The organism is Sulfitobacter sediminilitoris, from assembly GCF_010667575.1.
Classification (GTDB): domain Bacteria; phylum Pseudomonadota; class Alphaproteobacteria; order Rhodobacterales; family Rhodobacteraceae; genus Sulfitobacter; species Sulfitobacter sediminilitoris.
Map to the genome: position 1 here is coordinate 417,169 of NZ_JAABNT010000002.1, position 25,352 is coordinate 442,520.

A 25,352-nucleotide genomic window follows, 5' to 3' on the forward strand; every position below is an offset into this window, starting at 1 on the left:
TATTGCGAATAGATACCGCGGAAAGGTCAAAGAGGCAGGGACTCTGACCATTTTTAAGTCCGAATCGGACCTATGTGTTAAAATCCAGCCAACAAAGCAATCAGCGCCACGCCGCCTACGACGATTCGCCACCAGCCAAACAGGGCATATCCATGTTTGCTGACATACCCCAGCAACCACTTGACGACGAGCACGGCCGAGATGAACGCCATTCCAAAGCCTATGGCGATCTCATTCAATGCAGTCGCGTCCAGGACGTCCCTGTTCTTGTATAGATCATAGGCGAACGCACCGGCCATCGTGGGCATCGACAGAAAGAACGAGAACTCAGCTGCAGCCCGTTTGCTGGACCCCAGCATCAGTGCGCCAACAATCGTCGCCCCTGAACGAGAGACCCCCGGGATCATCGCAAGACACTGAATGAAGCCAATCTTGAGCGCCATCGGCAAAGGGAATCGCATCGCATCGTCATGGCGCGGCTCAGGCGCGATCCTGTCGACTACCAAAAGAATGAAACCGCCCAAGATCAGCATCACGGCAATCAACATTGGCGTTTCGAAAAGCACCGTCTTGATAAAGTCATGCGCCAACACGCCGATCACGACAGCAGGCAAGAATGCAACCAGTACAGACAGAATAAATCGCCGCGCTACAGGATCATGCGGTGCTGCCCGGAAAACAGCCAGCAACCGTCCGGCATAAATCGTAAGAATTGCTAGAACCGCACCCAGCTGGATCACCACCTCGAACGTGCGGCCGGCGCTTTGGAATCCAAGGAAATGACCAGCCAGCAACAAATGCCCGGTGGACGACACCGGAATAAACTCCGTCAGACCTTCCAGGAGGCCCAGAAAGGCAGCAACCAAGGTTGTGGAGCCGTCCATCAGCCGTTGCGCAGGTTCTGTGCCGATTCCTTGATGGCGTCATACTGGCCAGACGGGCGGAAGCGCCACAGATAATCCGGCAGGACAGATTCCATGGCCACGGGGTGAATGCCCAGATCATCGAACCCCTTTGCGCCCTCAGACACCACATTGTCCTTGGCCAGGTTCTTGACCTGATCGCGGGTCAGCATGCCATTGGAGATCAGGCCAAAGGTCACGGCCTGCAGCATGTCAAAGCCAAACGCCATGATCCGTGCAATCCACATCGGCATGTTCAGGATCAACCGGCGTCGGTGAATGATGTGCAACATCCGCTGCATCAGACCACGGAAGGTATCCGTCTCAGGCCCGCCAAGCTCGTAAATCCCGGCGGGTGCAGCGCCCGTCACGCCCATCTCAGCCGCGCGGGCCACGTCATCCACATAGACAGGCTGAAACTTCGTATCGCCACCAACCACGGGCAGGACGGGGCTCATCCGGGTCATGCCCGCAAAGCGGTTAAAGAAATCATCTTCTGGGCCGAACACGATCGAGGGTCGCAGGATGACCGCGTCAGGCATGTACTTGAGCACACCCGCCTCGCCCTCACCCTTGGTGGCGGCATAGTCGCTTTCTGCATCCATATCCGCACCGATGGCAGAAATCTGAACCATCCGCTTTACGCCGTTCTCAGCCGCAAGCCGCGCGATCCGCGCCGGTCCTTCAGCCTGCACCGTGTCGAACTTGTTCTTGCCGCTCTCAATCAGGATACCCACGCAGTTCACAACCGCATCCGCACCCATCAGCGCGGACCGTACGGAATCATCATCACGAATGTTACACAGGATAGGTTCAACCTGTCCCACAGCGCCGTAGGGCTTTACGAACAGGGCTTCGTTCGGACGCCGCACCGCCACACGTACGCGCCAGCCCGCCTTGGCCATTCGCCGTGCAATGTAGCGCCCGACAAACCCGGATCCGCCGTAGATCGTAACAAGCTTGGACATGGTGAGGCTCCCGATAAGCATGAAGACAACGCGGGTGTACCGTTCCGCCCTGCATCGGACAAGCGACAAATCCGACGCGGCCGTCGTACGCCCCCAAAGAACTGGAGTTTTCCGCCAAATTGCAATTGACAGCGGCGCGTGTCCCGCTTAGATCACCGCCTCACGTGACCTGCCCAGGTGGCGGAATGGTAGACGCGCTAGCTTCAGGTGCTAGTACTGGCAACGGTGTGGAGGTTCGAGTCCTCTCCTGGGCACCAATTTTCCGGAACATAGATGATCATAAGAGCTCAAAATCATTGAGTTTTTTGTCGTTTTAGTGTATCAATCTGAACATTGAAGAACACTCGATACCCCCGAAAACCAGACCATTTGGGGTATCAAACGGGGGTCAATACCCCCAGCGCGAGGTTGATACCCCCAATGGCTCTGACAGACCTGAAGATCAAGAATACAGCGAGTCGCGATAAGTCATACAAGCTGGCTGGCGGCGGATTGATCCTGTTGGTGAAGCCGAACGGTTCAAAACGATGGCAATAGAAGTGTCGTCACTTCGGCAAGGAGCGCTTGCTCTCACACTGGGCGTACCCGGCTGTGACGCTGCAACACGCGCGGAGGAAGCGCGATGAAGCCGGGGAGTTGGTTGCGAAGGTGGTGATCCTGCCGTCGAGAAACGTCTGGCGCAGATCGAAGCTGAGACCCAAGCACGCAACACTTTCTTGCTTGTTGGCGAAGAGTTCATTCAACAGGCCTATGACCGAGAGCTGGCAGATGCGAGCGTTCGGAAGAAAATTCTGGCATTTGCATACACTAGCGGAAGCGCTTCACCACCGGTGAATCAATGAGATCACCTCGGCTAAAATTCTGCATCTCCTGAAGAAGGTTGAGCACAGCGGACGGCGCGAGACGGCAAAGAAGTTTCGTGGAACACTTTCAGCGGTCATTCGATTGGCGATTGTCACCTTGCGGGCGGAGAACGGTCCGACGCAAGCTGTGAAAGGCGCTTTGCTTCCTGAAAAAGTGACCAACCGCCCCGCCATCACAGACAAGAAGGTGTTCGGGCAATTTCTGCGCGATCTCGACGCTTACACGGGTGCAGGTGTGATCAAAGACGCGCTCTTGTTCCAAATCGTGACGATGACCCGACCTGGTGAGGTCCGAGGTGCAAAACAGGATGGGTTCGACTTGTATAACGCCACATGGACCACCTCCGACTACACCGACAAGGTCGCCTCCACCGCCCGCTTCCATACCGCATACCGCTTACTGCGTGTCTTATCGTCCATGTCGGGTGTAAAAGTCCGGTCCACTGCCCAGCTTTTCGCAAAACCAGCCATGTCCGGGTAAAGCCCCACGCGCTGTCCGGCGAGCCAGGCGGCGCCCATGACGGTGGTCTCCAATACTTCGGGGCGGTCTACTGGCGCGTCGATGATGTCTGACAGGAACTGCATGGTCCAGTCGCTGGCGCTCATCCCGCCATCGACACGCAAAGTGGCGTCTGCGCCATGGCCTTGCCAGTCTGCGCGCATGGCCTCCAGCAGGTCGCGGGTTTGGAAACCGACACTTTCAAGGGCGGCGCGTGCAAATTCGGCGGGGCCGGAACTGCGGGTGAGGCCGTAGACAGCACCACGACACTCCGCGTTCCAATAGGGGGCGCCAAGGCCAGTGAAGGCGGGAACGATGATGACGTCCTGCTGCGGGTCTGCCTTTTCAGCCAGATCAGCGGTTTCGGCGGCGTTCTGAATGATGCGCAGCCCGTCCCGCAGCCATTGTACGACGGCCCCGGCGACAAAGATTGACCCTTCCAGCGCATAAGTGGTCTTGCCGTCCATCTGATAGGCGATGGTCGTCAGCAGGCGGTTATGGGAGGTCACAGGCGTATCGCCGGTATTGAGAAGGGCAAAGCAACCGGTGCCATAGGTTGATTTCAACATGCCGGGTTCAAAACAGGCCTGCCCGATAGTCGCCGCCTGCTGGTCTCCGGCGACGCCCATGATCGGCAGGCTTGCGCCAAGGTGTTCCTGTGCCGTCATGCCAAAGTCCGCCGCGCAGTCCTTGACCTCTGGCAGCATCGCCATTGGAATATCGAAAAGATCGCAGATCGTGCTGCTCCAGCGGCCCTCGTGAATATCATAGAGCAGGGTGCGTGCAGCGTTGGTCGCGTCGGTGACATGGGCCGCGCCATTTGTCAGCTTCCAGATCAGGAAGCTGTCGACCGTGCCAAAAAGCAGTTCTCCCTTGGCGGCGCGGTCCCTCGCGCCCTCGACGTGATCGAGGATCCATTTCAACTTGGTGCCGGAAAAATACGGATCGGCCAGCAGGCCGGTTTTTGCGGTGATCATCTTGTCATGGCCGTCCTCGCGCAAGCTGCGGCAATAGTCTGCGGTGCGGCGGTCTTGCCAGACGATGGCGCGGTGGATGGCTTTGCCTGTCTTTGCGTCCCAAACGACGGTGGTTTCGCGCTGGTTCGTGATGCCGATGGCGGCGATATCGCCTGCGGTCAGACCTGCCTGCGCAATTGCGTCCCGGCAGGTGTCGATGGTGGTCTGCCAGAGGTCATCGGGATCATGTTCAACCCAGCCGCTTTTGGGGAAGTGCTGCTGAAACTCCTGCTGCGCGTTTGCTGTCACCTTGATGTCCCTGTCGAACACCAGCGCGCGCGAGGACGTGGTGCCCTGATCGATGGCAAGGATATGGCTCATGTCAGACCTTTCTTTTCTTAGGCGCAGTGGCCACTGCCGCGGGGCAGAAGTGTTAGGCCGCTGCCATCCAGTCGTCCAGCGTTTTTGCCTGATCCGGGGTCAGGCGCAGGCCCAGCTTGCTGCGCCGCCAAAGGACGTCATCCGCGGTGCGGGCATATTCACGTGCCATGAGCCAACGGACTTCGGCTTCGGTCAGGGTTGCGCCAAAGTCGATTCCAAGATCTTCCCTTGATTTGGCGTCGCCCAACACATCCCAGCTTTCCGTACCGTAGGCGCGGATCAGGCGTTTGGCCCATTTTGGATCAAGAAAGCCAAAGTCAGCCTGAAGTTTGGCGATCAGGGCATCGACCTCACTCACGCCGAAATCGCCGCCGGGCAGGGGGACTTCTGCTGTCCAGTGGCCCGGCATGTCGGGAAAGAAAGGCGCGACCTTGTCCATCGTGTCTTCGGCCAGCTTGCGGTAGGTCGTGATCTTGCCGCCAAAAATATTCAGGATGGGCGCACCACCGGCTGCCTCGACCTTCAGCGTGTAATCCCGTGTTGCTGCGGCAGCGGAGCTTGCGCCATCGTCATACAGCGGACGCACGCCGGAATAGGTCCAGACAACATCGGCATCCGTGAGTTGCCGCTTGAAGTAGGTATTGGCGAAGTTAAGCAAATAGCTCTGCTCTTCAGGAGTGCAGACAGGCTTCTGGTCAGGGTCTTCGTGATCTGCGTCGGTGGTGCCGATCAGGGTAAAGTCCGTCTCGTAGGGGATCGCGAATATGATCCGGCCGTCGGTGCCCTGAAAGAAGTAACATTTATCATGGTCATAAAGGCGGGGTGTCACGATGTGGCTGCCGCGAACCAGCCGCACGCCTTCGGTCGAATTCACGCGTACCTTACTCTGAATGATGTTGCCGACCCAAGGGCCACCAGCGTTGATCAGCATCTTGGCGTGGTGCGTTTGGGTTTCGCCTGAGGCCGTCTCAGTGACGATTTCCCACAGATCGCCTTCGCGTGCGGCTGACACAACCTTGGTGCGCAGCATGATGTCGGCGCCGCGCTCTTCGGCATCGCGGGCGTTCAGCACGACAAGGCGCGAATCCTCGACCCAGCAGTCGGAATATTCGAACGCTTTTTGGTATTGTGGTTGCAGTGGCGCGCCTTCGGCTGTGCCGTTGAGCGAGATCGTTTTGGCCCCGGGCAGGATCTTGCGGCCCCCGAGGTTGTCATACAGGAACAGGCCAAGCCGGATGAGCCACGCTGGTCGGCGGCCGCGTGTCCATGGCATTACGATGTTCAGAATGCGCGATGTCGGGGTGCCGCCCTCGAACCGCATCTCCTTGTGGTAAGGCAGAACAAAGCGCATGGGCCACGAGATATGCGGCATCGCCTTCAGCAGCGTTTCGCGTTCTTCCAGCGCGTGGCGCACAAGATTAATCTCGAAGTACTCCAGATACCGCAGACCACCGTGAAACAGCTTGGTCGAGGCTGAAGAGGTTGCCGAGGCAAGATCGTTCATTTCGGCCAGAGCGACGGACATGCCACGCCCTGCGGCATCCCGCGCGATGCCGCATCCGTTGATGCCACCCCCGATGATGAAAAGGTCATAGGGGTCTTGTCTCGTCGGTGCCTCTGCCACCTCGTCGCATCCTTGTGAAAAAGTATCTGTCCGAGACATAGGCCGTCATATGCAGACTGGCAAATAAGGTTATGGAATGAAAAAAGGCAGCCTGCAAAGGCTGCCTTTCTGTGTGCCGTTTGAAAAGGCTCAGAGGCTCGCGTCGAGTGCCGCCAGAATTGCATCACCCATTTCGGAGGTGCTGATCGGTGTGCCATCCTCTGGACCCATCAGATCAGCCGTGCGTGCGCCATCCGCCAACACCTTTTCTACCGCTTGCTCCAGTCGCGTCGCCTCATCCCCTTGATCGAACGAATAGCGCAGGGCCATCGCGAAGCTGAGGATGCAGGCAATCGGATTGGCCTTGCCCTGACCGGTAATGTCAGGGGCCGAACCATGCACGGGCTCATAGAGTGCCTTTGGCCGACCTTCGGCATTGGGTGCACCCAGCGACGCAGACGGCAGCATGCCCAGCGACCCGGTCAGCATTGCGGCGCAGTCAGACAGGATGTCGCCGAACAGGTTGTCGGTGAGAATAACGTCAAACTGCTTGGGCGCGCGGACAAGCTGCATGGCGCCGTTGTCGGCGTACATGTGGCTCAGCTCGACATCCGGGTAATCCTCGTCGTGTACCTTCTGGACGACCTCGCGCCACAGGATACCGCTTTCCATCACGTTGGCCTTTTCCATTGAACAGACCTTGTTGTTACGGCGGCGGGCCAGTTCGAAGGCGGAGCGTGCCACGCGGTCGATCTCGCTTTCGGTGTAGCGCTGGGTATTGATGCCCACACGTTCGTTGCCTTCTTCGAAGATGCCACGCGGCTCACCGAAATAGACGCCGGAGGTCAGTTCGCGCACGATCATGATGTCGAGGCCCGCGACGATGTCTTTTTTCAGCGATGAGAAATCGGCCAGTGCATCAAAGCACTGCGCCGGACGCAGGTTCGAAAACAGGTCCATCTCCTTGCGCAGGCGCAGCAGGCCGCGCTCTGGCTTTACCGAGAAGTCCAGATCATCGTACTTGGGCCCGCCCACAGCACCCAGCAGAACGGCATCCGCCTCAAGCGCTTTTGCCATCGTGTCATCATGCAATGGTGTGCCGTGGGCATCATAGGCTGCGCCGCCCACAAGGTCTTCTTCCACGTCGAACGCCAATCCGCGTTTTTCACCGAACCAGTCGATGACGCGCGTGACCTGGCCCATTACCTCGGGGCCAATGCCGTCACCGGGAAGGATAAGAAGGGTCGGGTTGGACATGGGTCGCTCCTTGAGATCAGATGTTTTGAGGGGCCTAGCGTGACGATGGGGAAGGGTCAAGAACGGCTAGCGCGTCACATCCACCCAAACCAGCGCATGGCGGCTGGCGGCAGGGTTGATCGGCATCACGCCTGCGTCGATGACCTTCCAGTCCGAAGACGGCAGGACATAGTCCACCCGCAACGGACCGGTCTGCTGCCACATGACTGTTTCAAGATCCGGCAGGGGGTCCTGAAGCATGGGGTGCGAGAGCAGCGTTGCCATGATCTGACCGCGCCCATCCCCGCCCTGTGGGTCAAGGTTTGCATCCCCTACTAACAAGAATTGCCCGTCAGGAGGGCCGCCAAAGCTGCCGTTCAGATAGTGTACCCAAAAGGCTGTTTCATCGTGATTGCGCTTGCCATTGCGGTCTTCGGCTCTGTCAAACACAGGTGGGGTCGCATGATAGGTCAGGATGCTGACCCGTCCAAAAACCGGATGCAGGATGGGGACAATCCAATGGCCATGAGACGAGAGACGTTGAACCTCAAGCGCCTCTTCGCTTGGAAACGGCTTGCCGGCCATTTCCGGCAGAAGGGCATTGGGCAGTTTGCGCCACAGCAGCTGTGAATGATCCTCAACCTCTGCCGTCAGAACGGGATACCGGGACATAATCGCCATGCTGCCCTGCCCAAAGAAGCGGCCATAGCCTTGCGCATCTCCGGGTCCGCCAAGTTGGTTGTCACCGTCCAGATCCAGGTCTGTTTGCAATCCGGCGTTAGGGGGAGCAGCAAAGAAATAGGGATAAGATTGGCCTTGCGCCTCCAGTGCAACTGCAAAGGCCTCAAGTGCGGTGTTTTCAAGATCAAAGTCGAAACCTTGCAAGGCGATCACATCCGGACCGGCCTTGCGGATTTCGGCGATCACCGCATTGATCTGGGGATCATTTGCGCGCGCGATATCCCGGAGCAGGAGGCCGGGACCTTTGCGGGACAGTTCTGTGTTGAAGGTTGCGACCCGGAGGGTTTCAGCGGCGCAGATCGTCCCGGCCAGAAGACTGATGCAAAAGGCGATCAGGCCGTTTGCATACTGCCTTCGGCTTCGGCCTCGGCGTTTGCATAGGTCCGGCGGCGCTTGTCTTCGATCATCTCTGCCACCCGTGCCATGGCGATGCCGCGCATGATCATGCTTGCGGGAAGAAAGGCCCATGCGGTTAGCGTCCAGATGATGGTTTGCAGGTTCTCAGTTGAAATCGGGTCTATCAGATCCGACCCTGCCTTGACCACCGCAGGGATGATGAAGGGCAACAGGAAGCCAAGGGTGATGTTAACGCGCGCGTCCCGCTGAAGGCGTTCAAGGACGTCACCACCGGCGGTAGGGTCGAAAAGTGGCAGGTTGACCCAGACGTTGAAAGCACCGCGCCGCGCAGGCCAACCCATCACACGCACAAGCACGAAAAACGCGACCATCGCAGCAAGTGATGACAGATAGGCGATACCAGCCGACGTGCGCACAATCGACACAATTTGACTGTCTGTATCAGCAGGAAGCATCACCACGACAAGGCGCACGGGGGAATAGGGGAAATCAACAGCGTTGCCGAGGATCGTCCCGATGGACGTCAGGGCGGTGGTTACAGTCGAGGGTTCCGTCAGCCCGCGCAGGATCGCACTCAGGCTGAGGACCGTAAGGAACAATGATGTAAAGCGGAGCCGATTGAAGGGCGGCGCATCGCGAAATTCCACGATGCTGGGGAAGTTCGAATTGTATTCGGTAAAGGTCAGAAACCCCGCAAGCAGGGCAACAAGGACGGTGATCTGGCTGGAGTCCGCAGCAATGCCGGGCAGCAAAAGTGCCGGCGTGGCTATCGATAGGGCCACCAGCAGACCACGCACGGCGGCGCCTGTCATCCGTCCAATCACATTTCTACCCTTCCAAACTGGCCAGCCGCGATACGTTGCCGCGAGCTTGTTCCAACTTGTTGCCCCCATGGGAAGTGGGAGCCTGCCTCATTCTTGCCCAATTTGTGCCTTCTTTCGCCTCAGTGCTCAAGTCACTGGTTAACGATCCTCAAAAGCTTGGGCGATTTCAGGGAAAGGGTGGTGCGTTCTTGCATCTATTTCTGGGCAGGAAAGAGGCAGATCGCAACATCTTGTGGGCACCGCGCGGGTGCCCACTAATCTTCAAGTGATATTCTCTTTGCGCTGGCGCGCTTTCGTTAACCAGTGCTTAAACCCAAGGGCGGCTCTGGCTGGCCTTTGCCTCGTAACTATCGATGGAGGCAGCCTTTTCCATTGTAAGACCGATGTCATCAAGACCGTTCATCAGGCAGTGCTTTTTGAACGGATCAACGTCGAAAGAGAACACTTCACCATCGGATGAGGTCACGGTCTGGGCCTCAAGGTCGATTGTCATACGGGCGTTGGCACCCTTTTCAGCGTCTTTCATCAGCACATCGACTTGCTCTTGTGGCAGCGCGATGGGCAGGATCCCGTTTTTGAAGCAGTTGTTGAAGAAGATATCCGCGAAGGACGGTGCAATGACGCAGCGAATACCAAAATCCTTGATGGCCCAAGGCGCATGTTCGCGCGACGAGCCGCAGCCGAAATTGTCGCCTGCGACAAGAATTTCAGCGTCGCGGTACTGCGGTTTGTTCAGCACGAAATCGGGGATCTCCTTGCCATCGTCGTCATAGCGCATCTCGTCAAAGAGGTTCACGCCGAGGCCAGACCGCTTGATGGTCTTAAGGAACTGCTTGGGGATGATCATATCGGTGTCGATATTGATCAGCGGCATGGGTGCCGCGATCCCGGTGAGTGTTTCGAATTTGTCCATTATTATGAACTCCTGAATTCGGGGCACCACGTGGTGTGGTGCTGGGTTGGTTGTTTGACGCGCGCCTTACATCAGCTCTCTGACGTCGGTCAGCTTGCCAGTGATTGCCGCTGCCGCTGCCATCGCAGGGGACATCAAGTGCGTGCGGCCACCGCGGCCCTGACGGCCCTCGAAGTTGCGGTTTGAGGTCGCGGCACAGCGCTCACCCGGCTGCAACTGGTCTGGGTTCATTGCCAGACACATGGAGCATCCTGCCAGACGCCATTCGAAACCGGCTTCCTTGAAGATGTCGGCAAGGCCTTCCTCTTCGGCCTGTGCGCGGACAAGACCCGAACCGGGAACGACCATGGCGCGTTTCACGGCGATCTTCTTGCCCTTGAGGATTTCTGCAGCGGCGCGCAGATCCTCGATCCGGCCATTGGTGCAGGAGCCGATAAATACGGTGTCGATCTCGACTTCCTTCAGCGGGGTGCCGGCGGTAAGGCCCATGTAATCAAGCGAGCGCTGGGCGGCGTCGACCTTGCCGCCCTTAAAGTCGGAGGCCGCAGGAACGGAAGCGGTGATCGGCAGCACATCTTCGGGCGAGGTGCCCCATGTGACGACCGGTGCAATGTCTTCGCCCTTGATCGTCAGCACTTTGTCCCAATGCGCGTCATCGTCTGAATAGAGTGTCTTCCACCATGCAAGCGCGGCTTCCCATTGTGCACCTTTCGGCGCGTGGGGGCGGCCCATGCAGTATTCGAACGTTTTTTCATCCGGCGCGATCAGGCCGGCGCGCGCGCCGCCTTCGATCGCCATGTTGCAGACGGTCATGCGGCCTTCCATCGACAGATCGCGGATCGCTTCGCCGCAGTATTCGATGACATAGCCGGTGCCGCCCGCTGTGCCGGTGGTCCCGATGACGCTGAGTGTGATGTCCTTGGCTGTGACACCGGGACGCAGCTTGCCCGTGATCTCGACCTTCATGTTCTTGGATTTCTTCTGGATCAGCGTTTGTGTGGCCAGAACGTGTTCAACCTCGGACGTGCCGATGCCGTGGGCCAGCGCGCCGAAGGCGCCGTGTGTGGCGGTATGTGAGTCGCCACAGACGACGGTCATGCCCGGCAGGGTCCAGCCCTGTTCGGGGCCGACGATGTGCACGATGCCCTGACGAACGTCTGACACAGGGTAGTAGTGGATGCCGAAATCCTTGGCGTTCTTGTCGAGTGCTTCGACCTGAATGCGGCTGTCTTCGGTCATGGTCGCGGCATTGGCGCGGTCCAGCGTGGTGGGCACGTTATGGTCCGGCACCGCAATCGTCTTGTCCGGCGCACGCACGGTGCGGTTTGTCATGCGCAAACCTTCAAAGGCCTGTGGCGAGGTGACTTCGTGCACCAGATGGCGGTCGATATAGAGAAGGCAGGTGCCATCGTCGGCCTCGTGCGCGACATGGGCATCCCAGATTTTATCATAGAGCGTTTTGGGGGACATGGGTCCTCTCCCGTATGTTGAATGGTCTAGAGAAAAGCATCAGAGGCCGCAGGTTGTGCGGCAGGCAGATTATAGGCGTGCCAGCACGGTGTGCGTGGCGCCAAAAAAGCGTTCGCGCAGACGCGCGCGGTCACTTGAGTCGAAAACCTTTTTCATGGGGGATGAGATAGCCGTCAAAGACCTGTCCCGCAAGGGTCAGAGGGTTGCGGGTCCAATTCAATCATGCGACGATTCTAAAAAACAGGAGCCGCGATGGACGAAGCCACGGACCCTTTTGCCGATTTTCTGGTCACCCTTGAGGGTTTCTGGGTCTCTGCTCTTTCCTTTATTTCAGGCGTTATCACTCCCGGCTGGCGACAGAACCAGGTCTTGATCCTGATCGTGTTGGCCATTGTGGCTTGGCTTTTGCACGGAAGCACCGGAAACCTGTTGCAGCGGTGGGTGCGGTCCCGCGATGGTTGGGAGAAATGGCAACTGCGCATGATCGTCCAGATCAAGCGGCAGCTGGGCCTGATCTGGTTCGCGGCGCTGGCCTGGGGCGTTTATTCCGTGATGCAGAACATCACCTGGCCGTCGCGGTCCTATCTGATCGGTTTGGCGGCGACGTTGGCGGCGGTCTGGGTTGGTATCGCATTTGCTACACGGCTGGTGCGCAATCGTCCGCTTAGGCGCATCGTGACATGGGCGCTTTGGATCTATGCCACGCTTTATTTGCTGAATGTGTCAGACGATGTAGCGGCTTTCCTTGATCGCATCGCCTTGGCGGTGGGCGATTTCCGCCTGTCGCTGTTGACGCTGATCACAGCGCTGGTGGTGATCGGCGTGCTGATGACCTTGGCACGGCTGGCAAGTCAGGCCACGGCCAGTACGATCCGCCGCAACGACGAGATCAGTCCCTCGATGCAGGTGCTTGCGGTCAAGGGCGTGCAACTGGCGCTGTATGGCTTTGCCTTCTTCATGGGGGTCAAGGCGGTCGGTATCGATTTGACGGGGCTTGCGGTGCTGTCGGGTGCCATCGGTGTTGGCCTTGGTTTCGGTTTGCAAAAGGTGGTGTCCAACCTTGTGTCGGGGGTGATCATCCTTTTGGACAAGTCGATCAAGCCGGGCGACGTGATCAGCCTTGGGGATACCTTTGGCTGGATACAGACGCTGGGCGCGCGCTATGCCTCTGTGGTGACGCGGGACGGTAAGGAATACCTGATCCCGAACGAGGACCTGATCACCGGGCAGGTGGTGAATTGGTCGCATTCCAACGATTTCGTCCGGCTTGATATCTATTTTGGCACTGCCTACAGCGATGACCCGCATCAGGTACGCAAACTGGCAATCGAGGCCGCGTCTGGCGTGGACCGCGTGCTGAGTTTCAAGCCGCCGGTGTGTCATATCGTGGGCTTTGGCGACAGCAGCGTGGATTATATTCTGCGGTTCTGGATCAAGGACCCAACCGGTGGACTGACCAATATTCGGGGGCATGTGTACCTTGCCCTGTGGGATGCGTTTCAGGAGCATAATATTTCCATTCCGTTCCCACAGCGCGAGGTTCTCATGTTGGAGGACAGCAAGCTGTCAGTGTCAAACAAAGGCGCGCAGGCAGAGTGACTTGCCTCGGCAGGGTGTCGGTCTAGGTCACGCCCAACAAGTTGGGGGCGCATGATGTGACTAATGAGGGACCGGCACTATTGATTCTTGGCAGCGGTCCGAATGTCCGGGCGGCCGAAGAGTGGCCGCGCGAATGGTTTGATCAGATCATCGTGATGAACAACGCGTGGCGTGTACGGCCCGATTGGGATGTACTGGTATATCCAGAGGATTTTCCGCCTAAAAAAAGACCGCCGGAATTGAATGAAACCCAGAGAATTGTCGAGGCGGATGAGTTTGTACCGGCGCAGAACCTGTATGGCGGTTTCGTCCATGCGGGTGCGACCATGGCCTATACCACGGCCTATTGGGCGCTGGCCGCGCTTAAGCCACGAGTGATGGCATTCATGGGGTGCGACATGGTCTATCCCAAAACCGGAAACACGCATTTCTACGGCACCGGCGCGCCCGATCCGTTGAGAGAGGATATTTCGCTGCGGGATTTGGGGGCAAAATCCGCACGGCTGGCGCTGATTGCCGCAGAACAAGGGTGCGCTTGCCTGAACCTGTCGCAGGACGATTCCTCATTGCTGTTTACAAGGGCTGCGCCAGAGAATGTCCTGAACTGGAATAGGATCCCTTTCCTAGACCATGAGCGATATCAGGCTTTGCGGGCAGTGGAGGATGCGCTTGGCTACGATACGCCCGACGGGCGGTATCAGAACAGCGCGGATGCCGTGGACATCAGCGCGCTGGACCGGATTGATGCCGGATGGCGTGCGCTCTTGTCGCAAGCGGACAAAGCAGACCAAGGGGAACCGGTGCCTTTGCGACGGCGTTAGACCGCCAAAGGAGACATCATGACCGATTCAATCGTACTCAAGGACGTCAAACCGCTGACGCATGATACCAACCGATATATCTTCAGCCGACCGGAAGGCCTGGAATTCACCCCTGGACAGGCGGCTGAGCTTGCAATCGACGCAGAAGGTTGGCGCGACGAAGGCCGTCCGTTCACGTTTACCTCGCAACCTGATGACAATGATCTTGAGTTCGTCATCAAAAGCTATCCGGATCATGACGGCGTGACCGAGCAGTTGGCAGAGCTCAAAGCCGGGGCAACGGCCAAGCTGGATGGGCCATTTGGTGCCATTAAGGACGAAGGGCCGGGCGTGTTTCTGGCTGCTGGGGCAGGCATCACGCCCTTTATTCCGATTCTGCGAACTCGTGCCCGTGAAGGCGATATCAAAGGTTGCACGCTGATCTTCTCGAACAAGACTGAGCATGACATCATTATGCGTGGCGAGTGGGAGGCGACCCAAGGTCTGAAAACCGTCTTTACCGTCACGGACGAAGAAAGTGACACGCTCGAAACAGGCAAGGTCGACAAATCATTTCTGCAAAAGCATGTGAGCAACTTTGATCAGAAGTTCTATCTGTGCGGTCCCGGTGGGTTCGTCGATGATGTCCGGGATGCGCTGAAAGAGCTTGGTGCACAAAAAGACAACATTATCACAGAAGACGGCTGGTAATAGCCGCACGCGCCGCCTTGTCATTGAAATGTCATACCGGGATGGTTATTCTGAGGTCATCCCGGCGCCGGGGCAAGGCGGCGCGCTGCATAGGAGGACATTGTCCTGGCAATCCAAACTGACGCACGTGAAACTGCGAAACCTGAGACAGCGCTGATAGCGGCTGCTTCGGACACAGCCACAAGTGACGCACTACTGGCAAGTATCCTGAAATCCCTGACAGACGACAAAGCCGAAGACATCGTGCAGATTGATCTGCGCGGCAAGACCGAGATTGGTGACTATATGGTCATTTGCTCTGGTCGGTCGACGCGGCAGGTGTCTTCGATCTCGGAAAAGCTGGCGCAGAACATCAAGGATGAATTTGGCCGGACGCCAAAGATCGAAGGCAAAGACATCGGCGATTGGGTCCTGATCGACACGGGCGACGTGATCGTTCACGTCTTCCGGCCTGAGGTGCGCGAGTTCTATCAGTTGGAGAAGATGTGGATGGACGGGGGCGAAACCTCTCAATCCACGAACTGACCCGGCTCTGACGACGCTTTATGCGCGTACATATCTGTGCGGTTGGCCGATTGCGGGCCAGCCCCGAAAAAGACCTTATCGACGATTATCTGACCCGGTTTGACCGGACAGGGCGGGCGCTGGGCCTTGGCCCCGTTCAAGTAATCGAGGTCGAAGACAAGAAGGGTGGCGGCATGGCGGCAGAGGCCGCTTTGCTGGAGAAAGCGCTCCCATCGGGGGCGCTTTTGTGCGTTCTGGATGAACGGGGGAAGGTTGAAACCTCACCAGATTTCGCATCACGCTTGGGGGGCTGGCGCGAGATGGGGCGCAGCGATATCGCCTTTGTCATCGGTGGGGCGGACGGGATCGACAAGTCTTTGCGCGGCCGTGCCGATCACGCGCTTTCCTTTGGCAAGATGGTCTGGCCGCATATGCTGGTGCGGGTGATGCTGGCCGAACAATTATACCGTGCGGCGTCTATTCTTGCGGGTGGTCCCTATCACCGAACCTGAGGACTATTTACCGTCTTTCCCCTGCGTCATCGTTTTTCGTTGATGTTAACCTTCAAAGCATAGATAGAAGCCGAATCGCGTGGGGCACCTATCCCAGTCGACCAGTTTGGCGCATGTCATGAAGCTGAATTGAGACCGTTCCCGCGACTGTTTTTCATGGCTCAATGCCTCTCGATAGGGGCAGCAGTAAATGTAAGGCTTCCATGTTAAACGGTCCGCGCATCAGCGCTCAGGGGAGCCATGCGCTTGACCCGCTTCCGATCCGATTGGTTAAACGCAGCGTATTGTTGTTGTTCGGTCCGATCTATTTCCTCTTCGTGGCCTTTGTACCGCTGTTGTGCGCGCGCCGTCCGGGCTTTCGGGGTTGGTACTGGCGACTGGTCAAAAGGGCCTGTTCGCGGCTTTTGTGGTTGTTGAGCATCCGTGTCGATATGTCAGAGGCCGCCAAGCAAGAGCTGAGCGATGATACGGGCAGTGTTATCGTCATCAATCACCGCAGCCATCTGGATGGGTTCACGTTGATGGATGCGGTGCCGGATCAGAAATGGTTCACCTTCGCGGCAAAGAAGGAACTGTGTGACGCCAAATTGCTCAGCACCGGTTTCAAAGGCGCGGGGCTGGTGGAAATCGACCGCCGCAGTGGCAAGGTCGCGATGGATACGCTCAGCGAAGCGGTTAGAGAGATGCCAAAGCGCCGGTCTGTGGTTCTGTTTCCCGAAGGGACGCGCACTAAGACAGAGAGCCTTGGCGCGTTCAAGGCAGGGGCGGTTTTGGTGGCGCGGGAGACGGGCCGAACGATCCGGCCCATCGTTATCCTCAATTCCGACCGCCTGCTGCCAAAAGGCAAGTTCTTTCCCTACAGCGGTATGGTTCGGATTGAAGTTCTGCCGCCATTCATTTGCAACCCAGAGGTATCCGCGGACGAGGATGTCGATCGCCTGCGGCGTGAAATGATGGCAGTGTTCGACAAAGGTGCGTCTGAGGGCAAAGCGCCACAGCCGAGTTAGTCTTACTTGAGCTTTACCATTTTGATCTCACCACCCCAGCCGGTGATGTTATCACGAGCCTGAATGCCGACTTCGCTGATATCGTCGGGTATCTGCACGCTGGACAATGATCGCGTGAACGGCTGTTCGTTCACATGCGGATGGGCCAGCTTGCGATGCCCAAGCTCATTCCCGGCGCTATCGATAATACGCCATCCGTCTGCATAGTGGTCCCAGCCGGTGTCGTCATGAGACAGAGTGACGTCAAAACGCCATGCACCGCCCGACTTTTCCACGTTGACGGCGTTGATGACAGGGGGGTCGGCAAATGCCGGGGCGGAAATTACCGCAGTTGCTAAGAAAATTCGTTTGAACATTGGGCTCACCTTCAAAGGGTTTAACGCCATTAATACTTTGGGGTATATAAAATACTGTACTATTTTTCCAAGAGGATGGAACGCGATTGTGAAGCGAATTCCCGCCGCCAGATCACGATCACTGTCAAAAGCGCACCAGCTATCAGCAAGAGCGGCCCGCCCAACCATGCAACGGTGGCCAGCGCGAAATAGACAGCGCGTAAACCACGGTTGAAACTGCGGGCTGCGGTCACATTCACTTCGCCGGCCTTGCGTGCCATCGAAGGGGCTTTGGGGTCGGTCGGGTCGTTGGGGACAGCTGCCATAATGACCGAACAATAGCCGAATAGGCGGTTGGACCAGACAAATTTCAGGAACGCGTTGGTCAGAAAGAACACAATCACCAGCAGTTTGATCTCCCACACAATGGGGGGATGGCTGACCAGAGTGAGGTCTTCGGCCACATCGACAAGGTTGTCGGCATTGCCAATGAGCGCAAGTGTTCCACCAAGGGCGATCATGCTGGTTGACGCGAAAAACGATGTACCCTGCCGCAGGGTGGCGATGGTCTGTGCGTCAAAGATGCGTGGATCGCGCGTGATCATCTGCTGCATCCATTCGCGACGATAGCCAGCCATGATGCGGGATACGGAAGGTTTGGCGAACCTCTCGGTTTCAATCCGCCAGCCGATCAAGAGCCAGACAGTAAAAAGGACCGCCAGTGCGACGACATCGAGGGGTGAAAACAGATCAAGGCTGAAGGAGAAGTTCATGCTATTCTTTTACGTGTCGGCAAAGATTGTTGCCAGTGGGGAAAATTGGTAATATAAGTTTACCAAATTGGTTGCCAGAGGAGGCGCGCCATGGAAATGCCAACACCGAATAAAGCCATCATTGCCCGCAAAGAGCGTGTTGTGTCGCGGCTATTGGACGTGCTTCCGGTGGATGCGGTCATTCATCACGAGCGTGAAACACGCGCTTATGAGTGCGACGCGCTGACGGCCTATAAGTGTCCGCCAATGGTCGCTGTCTTGCCGTCCTCGACCAAGGAAGTCGCGGATGTGCTGCGGATTTGTCATCAGGAAGGTGTCCCGGTGGTCCCGCGTGGATCGGGAACATCACTGGCCGGTGGCGCATTGCCGACGGCTGATTGCGTGATACTTGGCGTTGCCCGCATGAATGACGTGATTGAAACGGATTACGACAACCGGCTCATCCGGGTGCAGACAGGGCGGACCAATCTGTCAGTGACCGGCGCGGTCGAGGCGGACGGCTTTTTCTACGCGCCGGACCCGTCTTCGCAATTGGCCTGCGCTATTGCTGGTAACATCGCGATGAATTCGGGTGGGGCGCACTGTCTGAAGTATGGTGTGACGACCAACAACCTGATGGGCGTCACCATGGTGATGATGGATGGCGAAATCGTGGAGATTGGTGGCGGCCATCTGGATGCGGGCGGGCTGGACCTGCTGGGGCTGATCTGCGGCTCCGAAGGGCAGCTGGGTGTGGTGACGGAGGCAACGTTGCGCATTCTGCCCAAACCCGAAGGCGCGCGGCCCGTTCTGATGGGATTTGACGACAACGAAGTGGCGGGTGCCTGCGTATCCGACATCATCAAGGCGGGTGTTCTGCCCGTTGCGATCGAGTTCATGGATCGCCCTTGTATCGAAGCGACGGAGGCCTTTGCCAAGGCAGGTTATCCAATGTGCGAGGCGTTGCTGATCGTTGAGGTCGAAGGGTCGGATGCCGAGATTGACCATCAGCTGGGGCTGATCATGGAGATTGCGCGCAGGCATAATCCGGTGGAGTTGCGCGAAAGCAAGTCCGCCGAGGAATCTGCGAAGATCTGGTTGGGACGCAAGTCCGCCTTTGGCGCGATGGGTCAGATCAATGATTACATGTGTCTTGATGGGACAATTCCGGTGTCTTCGCTGCCGATGGTGCTGCGGCGGATCGGTGAGATGTCAGAGGAGTTTGGCCTGAAAGTCGGGAATGTGTTCCACGCAGGCGACGGGAACATGCATCCGCTGATCCTGTTCGATGCAAACAAGCCCGGCGACTTGGAGCTGTGTGAAGAGTTCGGGGCGGAAATTCTGAAGCTGTGCGTTGAAGCGGGCGGCTGTCTGACCGGGGAGCATGGCGTGGGGATCGAGAAGCGTGATCTGATGCATGTGCAATATGCGGCGGATGATCTGGAGGCGCAGATGGCGGTGAAAGATGTGTTTGATCCGCAATGGTTGCTGAACCCAGCCAAGGTGTTCCCGTTGGATGCCTCGGATGCGCGACGTTCTGTGGCAATGGCGGCAGAATAAGACCGCAACAGGATTTCCCGCTGCGATGATCGGGGGCTTTGCCCCCGGACCCCCAAAGGATTTAGGGCCAAGAAGATGACAATTAAGACTGAGCAAGACCTTGCGGCCTTTGTCGCGGATGCGAAGGCGCCTTTGTCGGTGCGCGGTGGGGGAACCCGTGGCATGGCCGGCGAAGGCGAGATCCTGTCAGTCGCCGCTATGAAAGGCATCACGCTTTATGAGCCGGGCGCGCTGACCATGGTGGCGCAAGCGGGCACGCAGGTGGCAGAGATCGAGAAGGCGCTGGCCAAGGAAAACCAGCGGTTGGCATTTGAGCCGGTGGATCATCGCGGCATCATCGGAAGCAAGGGTGAACCAACGATCGGCGGCATATTTGCCGCGAATGTAAGTGGGCCACGGCGCATTTCTGTTGGGGCGGCGCGGGATTTTCTGCTGGGCGTACGATTTGTGGATGGGCAAGGGGCAATCGTCAAGAACGGTGGCCGGGTGATGAAGAACGTCACTGGCTATGATCTGGTCAAGCTGATGGCGGGCTCTTTCGGCACATTGGGTGTGTTGAGCGAGGTTTCGTTCAAGGTTTTGCCACGCCCCGAAACACAGGCCAGTCTTGTACTGCATGGGTTGGATGATGCGGCGGCCGTCACGGCGATGAGCCGGGCGATGGGCAGTCCCTTTGAAGTGAGCGGTGCGGCGCATGATCCGGCCGTTGGTCAAACCGTCCTTCGGATCGAAGGGTTTGAGGCAAGCGTGGCCTACCGTATCGCCGCGCTCAAAGCGGTGTTGGCAGGAGTGGTGTCAGAGATGTCAGTGCTTGATGCTCCAGGCTCCGTCGCGTTCTGGGATGCACAGCGAGATGTTGCGGCGTTTCACGGGGCAGACGGGGATATCTGGCGCGTGTCCTGCAAACCATCAGACGGGCCAGCCCTGGCTGAGAAAGCAGGGGCGCTGGCCCATCTCTATGACTGGGCTGGCGGTCTGATTTGGCTTCGGATGGACGATGGAACAGATCTGCGCGCACGGCTGGGGGCATTTGACGGTCATGCAACCTTGATCCGGGGGTCTGCAGAAACACGTCGGCGCTTGGGTGTGTTTCATCCCGAAGCAGCGGGTTTGGCCAAACTCACAGCCGGATTGCGCGCGCAATTTGACCCGAAAGGGATTTTCAATCCAAGGCTGATGGAAGCGGCAGAATGATATTTGCCTCTCTTTGTGCGGTACTTTTGGCCGCTGGGCCATTCGCTTTTTGGCGGCCGGCACCCATCAAGCCAAGGGTGGGCTGCCAACGTCGCATGACGCGAATGACGGTGCAGTGGTTTGGTTTGGCATCGGCAAACTTGGTTCGGGGATAGGGCTGCACGCAGCCTGCCAACTTCAGGATTTTCGGAGATTTCATGCAGACGACATTTACCCAAGAGCAGCTAACCGACCCGGCGATTCAGCGCAGCAACGAGATTCTGCGGTCCTGCGTGCATTGCGGGTTTTGTACTGCGACATGCCCCACCTACCAGGTTTTGGGGGATGAACTGGACAGCCCGCGAGGGCGGATCTACCTGATCAAGGATATGCTGGAGAATGACCGCGATCCGGATGAGAAGACGGTCAAGCATATTGACCGCTGTCTAAGCTGTCTGGCGTGTATGACGACTTGCCCCTCGGGCGTACACTACATGCATCTTGTCGATCACGCGCGCGAGTACATTGACCAAAGGTACAAGCGGCCCTTCACGGACAGGGCGCTGCGTTGGATTCTGGCGCGCATTTTGCCCTATCCGATGCGGTTTCGCGTGGCGTTGCTGGGGGCCAAGATCGGACGGCCGTTCGCCCGCCTGATGCCTGATGCGCGGCTGCGGGCGATGTTGGAGATGGCACCCAAGACGATCCCGCCGGTGAGCCGGAACGACGATCCCCAAAGCTTTGCGCCGGAAGGCCCGCGCACCATGCGCGTCGCGCTGATGACCGGCTGTGCCCAGAAGGCGCTGAATACCGATATCAATGATGCGACCATTCGCCTGCTGACGCGGATGGGGTGCGAGGTTGTGGTCGCTGAGGGCGCGGGGTGCTGTGGGGCGCTCACGCATCACATGGGCAAGACCGCGGAAAGCCATGCGACAGCGGCCAAGAACATCAGGGCTTGGGTTAAGGAAATGGATGGTGACGGGCTGGACGCCATCGTGATCAACACATCCGGTTGCGGCACAACGGTAAAAGACTATGGCCATATGTTCCGCAACGAAAGTCTGGCAACGGATGCGGAACGTGTTTCTGCGATTGCGAAAGATGTGTCCGAAGTCCTCATCGCGCTGGCAGATAAGGCGCCAGCAGAGGAGGCACCTCGTCCGGCCAAGGATATGATTGCCGGGACAGACCGCCACATTCGGCACGAGCCGGTACCCGAAGGATTGGTCGTTGCGTACCATGCGGCCTGTTCATTGCAGCATGGCCAGCAGATCAAAACGTACCCGAAAGACTTGCTGAAAAAGGCAGGGTTCACGGTGGTGGAGCCTTCGGACCCGCATCTGTGCTGCGGATCGGCTGGCACATATAACCTGATGCAGCCAGAAATATCCAAGCAATTGAAAGAGCGGAAGGTGCGCACGCTGGAGGCCAAGAACCCCGATGTGATCGCGGCCGGCAACATCGGGTGCATGATGCAAATCGGGTCGGGTGCGTCCGTACCGATTGTGCATACAGTAGAGCTTTTGGACTGGGCGTCAGGTGGACCAACGCCACCAGCGCTCTGCGGCGACAATTTGCCGAAATCGGACATTCCGATCCTAAGATGACACATTTGCCCTAATTTTGCCGCAAGTCTTCGGTAGTTCCTGCGGGGTAACTTACTGCGGGATGTAATTGTGCGGCGCTGGATGGCCCTCTCTTTAATGATTCTGGTGATCGGATCGGCCGGGTTGGCGCAGGATGCGCGGCTCAAACGACTGACATCAGGTGTAGATGCTGATGCCTGGGAGGCTGTTGGCAGGCTTGATATTGGTGGAACCGGTTTTTGCACCGGCGCGCTGATTGCACCTAGGTTGGTTCTGACGGCGGCGCATTGTCTGTATGACCGGGATACCAAGCAACGTATCGACCACGGGAATGTCCAGTTTTTGGCTGGCTGGCGGAACGGTCGCGCAGGCGCATATCGCGATATTCGTCGGGCGGTTGTACATCCGGATTTCATCTATGATGGCGATGTATCGTCAGACCGTGTGCGCAATGACCTGGCGTTGTTGGAATTGCAGCAACCCATTCGAAACACGACGATCGAACCCTTCTCCACAGCAGCGCGTCCGCGTCCGGGCGATTCGGTGGGTGTTGTTAGCTATGCCAAGGACCGGTCAGAAGCACCCTCATTGCAGGAAGTCTGCAAGGTCATTGCCCAGCAGGAAGGGGTACTCGTGACCTCTTGTTCAGTTGATTTTGGGTCAAGCGGTGCGCCGATCTTTATCTTTGCGGACGGCGTCGCCCAGATTGTTTCGGTGGTGTCGGCGAAGGCGGAGGTTGATGGCCAGGGGGTATCCTTGGGTACATCTTTGGGTGCCACGCTGGCTGTTCTCCAAGCCGAGTTGGTAGCAGGAAAAGGGGTCTTCGAGAGTGAAGGCCCCCGCCGCAAACGGGTTTTCGTTGGTCAGGCGAACAGCGGTACCGGAGCGAAATTTGTCAAACCGTGATTGGTCGCGTTCTCATATCCGGCGCTGTGATAGCGTTTGCCTTGATGCTGTCTGGCGCGCAGGCCCAAGCACAATCAACCAGTCTGCGGAAGCTGAATACCGAGAATGAGGCGAAGGCCTGGCAATCAGTGGGGCGGCTGGACAACGCACGGGGTGCCTATTGCACTGGCACGTTGATCGCACCTGACTTGGTGCTGACGGCAGCGCATTGCGTTTATCATCGCGAGGCGGGGACGCTGGTCGCCCCGGCTGACCTGATGTTTCAGGCTGGACTAACCCACGGCACGCCCGCCGCAAGGCGTGTTGTGGCGCAGATTGAAGCGCATACAGGCTATGATCCGAAACGCGGCTATGATCTGGAAAACGTGCGTTATGATCTGGCGCTGGTTCGGTTGGAAGCGCCGATTCCGTCGCATGAACTTGATCCGTTTGCAGTTTTTGCGGGACAATTGCCGAATGGCCCTGTCAGCGTCGTATCGTACGGGCGCGGTCGGTCGGATCAGCTGTCGCGCCAGAACGAATGCCAGGTGCTGGCACGCCTTGAACGCGTTGTCGCACTTGATTGTGATGTGATATTTGGCTCAAGCGGCGCGCCGGTCTTTACCCACCTAAACGGACGCGGGCAAATTGCCGCCGTGATCTCTGGTGGTGGAACCTATGCCGGTCATGAAGTTGCCTTTGCCATGATCCTGCCTGCGCTGGTGGCCGACCTCAAGCGTCAGATGCGAGCAAACAAACCAAGGCCGAAAGCGAAAGTGCGTCGCTTGGGTGTTGGTAGCAACAAATCGTCGACAGGCGCAAAGTTCGTCACTGCCAAGGGGTCTTGAAACCCCGCACCATCCTCCCCACATCAGCGATACCGAGGTGCCTATGATTGGGCCTTGGGACTGAAAAACAAGGTCTGTCCCGTTGTGGAAGGCCTGAAACTTTGATCGCTCACTTATGAGGATGAAAACATGCGTACTTTTGACTTTGCACCGCTTTACCGTTCCAGCGTTGGTTTTGACCAGATCGCCAACATGATGGACCGGGTACTAAGCACTGATGGTACAACACCAAGTTATCCCCCTTACAACATCGAAAAGCTGGATAACGATTCCTATCGTATTTCCATCGCGGTTGCCGGGTTCTCCGATGCGGACCTTTCGGTTGAAGTTCGGGACAAGTCCCTGATCGTTTCCGCCCGCAAGGCCGAGGAAGAAGAGGGCAAGACATATCTGCATCGCGGCATTGCGACCCGTGCGTTCGAGCGTCGGTTCCATCTGGCCGATCACGTTCAGGTCACCGGTGCGGCCCATGTCGACGGCATGCTGCACATCGAGCTGCAGCGTCAGGTGCCCGAAGCCCTGAAGCCACGGCAAATTGAGATCAAGTCCGACGTCAAGGCGATTGAGAAAGACGTCGTGGACGCGAAATCCGTCAACTAAGACGGATAGAAGGTCTGAAACTGTCCCCAAGACTGACCTTCGTGAGCCCGGTGCGAGAGCGCCGGGCTTTTCTTTTGCGGAAATAACTTTGCTGCGAGCCTACTTTGCGGCGCTGGTCGGACGACTGCGCTTGGCGTAGCCTATGTTCCAAGCAAAACGCGGGACAGAAATGATCAGACAAGCGAGTGCAATTGCGATGCTATTGAGTGCGGCCGGGCCTGTCGGCGCGGTGGTGCTGGACGGTGAAATCCTGCGCCAAAGCGGCACCGGTCAGTTTGTGAAGCTGGACCCTGAGGATGTCTTTGCCGTCGGCGAGGACACCTTTGACACTGATCACCTTTATGCCTTCGACGAGGACCAGAATATCGTTCTGGACCGCGCGATCCGCGTCGACATCGGCGGAGAGATGGGGGTCATTCCCGGCGGGACGACGGTGGCCAGCCATTATGTGTTTTTCGACAGCGTGCGGGGCAGGCACTACGGATATGTTTATTTCGACGCGCCCATCCTTGGGGTGGCGGCGTTTCAGGATACGATGGCGGCGACGGATTTTCTGGCGAACAACGAGGTTGTTTATCTATCGACCGAGTTGCGAGGACTGGAAGAAGGCGATCAGGTCTGGATCGATGACGAGGACCCGCACAAACTCTGGGTCTATTGGGCTGGATCGTCTCCCGGCGACTACATCCGTGTGTTCACAGAATGGTCGCCGGGTGGTCACATGATGTGAAGGGGCCGCAGGTGTCACTTCTGCGGCCCTGTCT

Annotated in this window: 24 protein-coding genes, 1 tRNA gene and 1 pseudogene; 15 read left to right on the forward strand and 11 right to left on the reverse strand. The window is 57.8% G+C overall.

Going from position 1 to position 25,352, the window contains the following annotated elements:
* Positions 1–77: 77 nt before the first annotated feature.
* Together GV827_RS04900 and GV827_RS04905 are read right to left on the reverse strand one after the other, a co-directional pair.
* Positions 78–884, reverse strand: a complete 807-nt coding sequence (locus GV827_RS04900) for an undecaprenyl-diphosphate phosphatase (RefSeq protein WP_164352573.1) — start codon at positions 882–884, stop codon at positions 78–80.
* Positions 884–1,870, reverse strand: coding sequence for a complex I NDUFA9 subunit family protein (locus tag GV827_RS04905; protein ID WP_164352574.1), 987 nt, complete (start codon positions 1,868–1,870; stop codon positions 884–886). The genes GV827_RS04900 and GV827_RS04905 overlap by 1 nt, the downstream gene beginning before the upstream one ends.
* Positions 1,871–2,041: 171 nt before the next feature.
* Between GV827_RS04905 and GV827_RS04910 the strand changes: the two genes are divergently transcribed.
* Both GV827_RS04910 and GV827_RS24075 read left to right on the forward strand, forming a co-directional pair.
* Positions 2,042–2,127, forward strand: a tRNA-Leu gene (locus GV827_RS04910).
* A 586-nt stretch (positions 2,128–2,713) separates the two neighbouring features.
* Positions 2,714–2,860, forward strand: a pseudogene (locus GV827_RS24075) (phage integrase central domain-containing protein); the annotation flags it as partial.
* A gap of 221 nt (positions 2,861–3,081) precedes the next feature.
* Here GV827_RS24075 and glpK read toward each other — a convergent pair.
* The 7 genes from glpK to leuC form a co-directional block, all read right to left on the reverse strand.
* Positions 3,082–4,569, reverse strand: a complete 1,488-nt coding sequence (gene glpK / locus GV827_RS04915; RefSeq protein ID WP_164352575.1) for a glycerol kinase GlpK — start codon at positions 4,567–4,569, stop codon at positions 3,082–3,084.
* Positions 4,570–4,621: 52 nt separating this feature from the next.
* Complete coding sequence (gene glpD, locus GV827_RS04920) at positions 4,622–6,193, reverse strand: glycerol-3-phosphate dehydrogenase (protein ID WP_328823108.1); 1,572 nt, start codon at positions 6,191–6,193, stop codon at positions 4,622–4,624.
* A 129-nt stretch (positions 6,194–6,322) separates the two neighbouring features.
* Entirely contained in the window at positions 6,323–7,429 is a 1,107-nt protein-coding gene (leuB, locus tag GV827_RS04925; protein WP_164352577.1) for a 3-isopropylmalate dehydrogenase, read from the reverse strand.
* A 66-nt stretch (positions 7,430–7,495) separates the two neighbouring features.
* Positions 7,496–8,485, reverse strand: a complete 990-nt coding sequence (locus GV827_RS04930) for an endonuclease/exonuclease/phosphatase family protein (protein ID WP_328823114.1) — start codon at positions 8,483–8,485, stop codon at positions 7,496–7,498.
* Positions 8,482–9,318 carry a hypothetical protein gene (locus GV827_RS04935; RefSeq protein WP_235930237.1) on the reverse strand — a complete coding sequence of 279 codons (837 nt, stop codon included), beginning with the start codon at positions 9,316–9,318 and terminating at the stop codon, positions 8,482–8,484. Before GV827_RS04935 ends, GV827_RS04930 begins: the two co-directional genes overlap by 4 nt.
* A gap of 319 nt (positions 9,319–9,637) precedes the next feature.
* A complete protein-coding gene (gene leuD / locus GV827_RS04940; protein WP_164352579.1) occupies positions 9,638–10,243 on the reverse strand; it encodes a 3-isopropylmalate dehydratase small subunit in 606 nt (201 codons plus the stop codon).
* A gap of 66 nt (positions 10,244–10,309) precedes the next feature.
* Positions 10,310–11,713, reverse strand: a complete 1,404-nt coding sequence (gene leuC / locus GV827_RS04945) for a 3-isopropylmalate dehydratase large subunit (RefSeq protein ID WP_164352580.1) — start codon at positions 11,711–11,713, stop codon at positions 10,310–10,312.
* Positions 11,714–11,965: 252 nt separating this feature from the next.
* Between leuC and GV827_RS04950 the strand changes: the two genes are divergently transcribed.
* The 6 genes from GV827_RS04950 to GV827_RS04975 all read left to right on the forward strand — a co-directional run bounded on the left by GV827_RS04950 (position 11,966) and on the right by GV827_RS04975 (position 16,846).
* Positions 11,966–13,312 (forward strand): mechanosensitive ion channel family protein, encoded by a 1,347-nt coding sequence (locus GV827_RS04950; protein ID WP_164352581.1) that lies wholly within the window; start codon positions 11,966–11,968, stop codon positions 13,310–13,312.
* A 56-nt stretch (positions 13,313–13,368) separates the two neighbouring features.
* Positions 13,369–14,133, forward strand: coding sequence for a hypothetical protein (locus tag GV827_RS04955; protein ID WP_164352582.1), 765 nt, complete (start codon positions 13,369–13,371; stop codon positions 14,131–14,133).
* An 18-nt stretch (positions 14,134–14,151) separates the two neighbouring features.
* Positions 14,152–14,823 carry an FAD-binding oxidoreductase gene (locus GV827_RS04960; RefSeq protein WP_164352583.1) on the forward strand — a complete coding sequence of 224 codons (672 nt, stop codon included), beginning with the start codon at positions 14,152–14,154 and terminating at the stop codon, positions 14,821–14,823.
* A gap of 156 nt (positions 14,824–14,979) precedes the next feature.
* Entirely contained in the window at positions 14,980–15,348 is a 369-nt protein-coding gene (rsfS, locus tag GV827_RS04965; RefSeq protein ID WP_164352714.1) for a ribosome silencing factor, read from the forward strand.
* A gap of 20 nt (positions 15,349–15,368) precedes the next feature.
* A complete protein-coding gene (gene rlmH, locus GV827_RS04970; RefSeq protein WP_164352584.1) occupies positions 15,369–15,839 on the forward strand; it encodes a 23S rRNA (pseudouridine(1915)-N(3))-methyltransferase RlmH in 471 nt (156 codons plus the stop codon).
* A 203-nt stretch (positions 15,840–16,042) separates the two neighbouring features.
* A complete protein-coding gene (locus GV827_RS04975; RefSeq protein WP_204325714.1) occupies positions 16,043–16,846 on the forward strand; it encodes a lysophospholipid acyltransferase family protein in 804 nt (267 codons plus the stop codon).
* A 2-nt stretch (positions 16,847–16,848) separates the two neighbouring features.
* Here the strand turns inward: GV827_RS04975 and GV827_RS04980 are convergent, their stop codons facing one another.
* Complete coding sequence (locus GV827_RS04980) at positions 16,849–17,202, reverse strand: hypothetical protein (RefSeq protein ID WP_164352586.1); 354 nt, start codon at positions 17,200–17,202, stop codon at positions 16,849–16,851.
* A gap of 59 nt (positions 17,203–17,261) precedes the next feature.
* Positions 17,262–17,954 (reverse strand): DUF599 domain-containing protein, encoded by a 693-nt coding sequence (locus GV827_RS04985; RefSeq protein WP_164352587.1) that lies wholly within the window; start codon positions 17,952–17,954, stop codon positions 17,262–17,264.
* 90 nt (positions 17,955–18,044) lie between these two features.
* Here GV827_RS04985 and GV827_RS04990 point away from each other — a divergent pair, with 90 nt between their 5' ends.
* From GV827_RS04990 to GV827_RS05020, 7 genes are all read left to right on the forward strand, one after another.
* A complete protein-coding gene (locus GV827_RS04990) occupies positions 18,045–19,493 on the forward strand; it encodes an FAD-linked oxidase C-terminal domain-containing protein (RefSeq protein WP_164352588.1) in 1,449 nt (482 codons plus the stop codon).
* 75 nt (positions 19,494–19,568) lie between these two features.
* Positions 19,569–20,687, forward strand: coding sequence for an FAD-binding protein (locus GV827_RS04995; protein WP_164352589.1), 1,119 nt, complete (start codon positions 19,569–19,571; stop codon positions 20,685–20,687).
* Between the two features lie 197 nt (positions 20,688–20,884).
* Positions 20,885–22,276: a glycolate oxidase subunit GlcF gene (glcF, locus tag GV827_RS05000; RefSeq protein WP_164352590.1), complete on the forward strand. Its 1,392-nt coding sequence runs from the start codon at positions 20,885–20,887 to the stop codon at positions 22,274–22,276.
* A 96-nt stretch (positions 22,277–22,372) separates the two neighbouring features.
* Complete coding sequence (locus GV827_RS05005; RefSeq protein ID WP_164352591.1) at positions 22,373–23,161, forward strand: trypsin-like serine peptidase; 789 nt, start codon at positions 22,373–22,375, stop codon at positions 23,159–23,161.
* A 26-nt stretch (positions 23,162–23,187) separates the two neighbouring features.
* On the forward strand, positions 23,188–23,988 hold the full coding sequence (locus GV827_RS05010) for a trypsin-like serine peptidase (protein ID WP_204325715.1): 801 nt from the start codon (positions 23,188–23,190) through the stop codon (positions 23,986–23,988).
* A gap of 129 nt (positions 23,989–24,117) precedes the next feature.
* Positions 24,118–24,588 (forward strand): Hsp20 family protein, encoded by a 471-nt coding sequence (locus GV827_RS05015; protein WP_164352593.1) that lies wholly within the window; start codon positions 24,118–24,120, stop codon positions 24,586–24,588.
* A gap of 169 nt (positions 24,589–24,757) precedes the next feature.
* Positions 24,758–25,318, forward strand: a complete 561-nt coding sequence (locus GV827_RS05020) for a hypothetical protein (RefSeq protein WP_235930238.1) — start codon at positions 24,758–24,760, stop codon at positions 25,316–25,318.
* Positions 25,319–25,352 lie beyond the last annotated feature (34 nt).

Coding starts and splice junctions, on each gene's coding strand:
- glcF (WP_164352590.1), top strand. CDS start 20,885: ATGCAGACGACATTTACCCAAGAGCAGCTAACCGACCCGGCGATTCAG.
- GV827_RS04905 (WP_164352574.1), bottom strand. CDS start 1,870: ATGTCCAAGCTTGTTACGATCTACGGCGGATCCGGGTTTGTCGGGCGC.
- rlmH (WP_164352584.1), top strand. CDS start 15,369: ATGCGCGTACATATCTGTGCGGTTGGCCGATTGCGGGCCAGCCCCGAA.
- GV827_RS04950 (WP_164352581.1), top strand. CDS start 11,966: ATGGACGAAGCCACGGACCCTTTTGCCGATTTTCTGGTCACCCTTGAG.
- leuC (WP_164352580.1), bottom strand. CDS start 11,713: ATGTCCCCCAAAACGCTCTATGATAAAATCTGGGATGCCCATGTCGCG.
- glpK (WP_164352575.1), bottom strand. CDS start 4,569: ATGAGCCATATCCTTGCCATCGATCAGGGCACCACGTCCTCGCGCGCG.
- leuB (WP_164352577.1), bottom strand. CDS start 7,429: ATGTCCAACCCGACCCTTCTTATCCTTCCCGGTGACGGCATTGGCCCC.
- GV827_RS05020 (WP_235930238.1), top strand. CDS start 24,758: ATGATCAGACAAGCGAGTGCAATTGCGATGCTATTGAGTGCGGCCGGG.
- GV827_RS04960 (WP_164352583.1), top strand. CDS start 14,152: ATGACCGATTCAATCGTACTCAAGGACGTCAAACCGCTGACGCATGAT.
- leuD (WP_164352579.1), bottom strand. CDS start 10,243: ATGGACAAATTCGAAACACTCACCGGGATCGCGGCACCCATGCCGCTG.
- GV827_RS05015 (WP_164352593.1), top strand. CDS start 24,118: ATGCGTACTTTTGACTTTGCACCGCTTTACCGTTCCAGCGTTGGTTTT.
- GV827_RS04985 (WP_164352587.1), bottom strand. CDS start 17,954: ATGAACTTCTCCTTCAGCCTTGATCTGTTTTCACCCCTCGATGTCGTC.
- GV827_RS04975 (WP_204325714.1), top strand. CDS start 16,043: ATGTTAAACGGTCCGCGCATCAGCGCTCAGGGGAGCCATGCGCTTGAC.
- GV827_RS04935 (WP_235930237.1), bottom strand. CDS start 9,318: ATGACAGGCGCCGCCGTGCGTGGTCTGCTGGTGGCCCTATCGATAGCC.
- GV827_RS04995 (WP_164352589.1), top strand. CDS start 19,569: ATGACAATTAAGACTGAGCAAGACCTTGCGGCCTTTGTCGCGGATGCG.
- GV827_RS05005 (WP_164352591.1), top strand. CDS start 22,373: ATGATTCTGGTGATCGGATCGGCCGGGTTGGCGCAGGATGCGCGGCTC.
- GV827_RS04900 (WP_164352573.1), bottom strand. CDS start 884: ATGGACGGCTCCACAACCTTGGTTGCTGCCTTTCTGGGCCTCCTGGAA.
- GV827_RS04990 (WP_164352588.1), top strand. CDS start 18,045: ATGGAAATGCCAACACCGAATAAAGCCATCATTGCCCGCAAAGAGCGT.
- GV827_RS04980 (WP_164352586.1), bottom strand. CDS start 17,202: ATGTTCAAACGAATTTTCTTAGCAACTGCGGTAATTTCCGCCCCGGCA.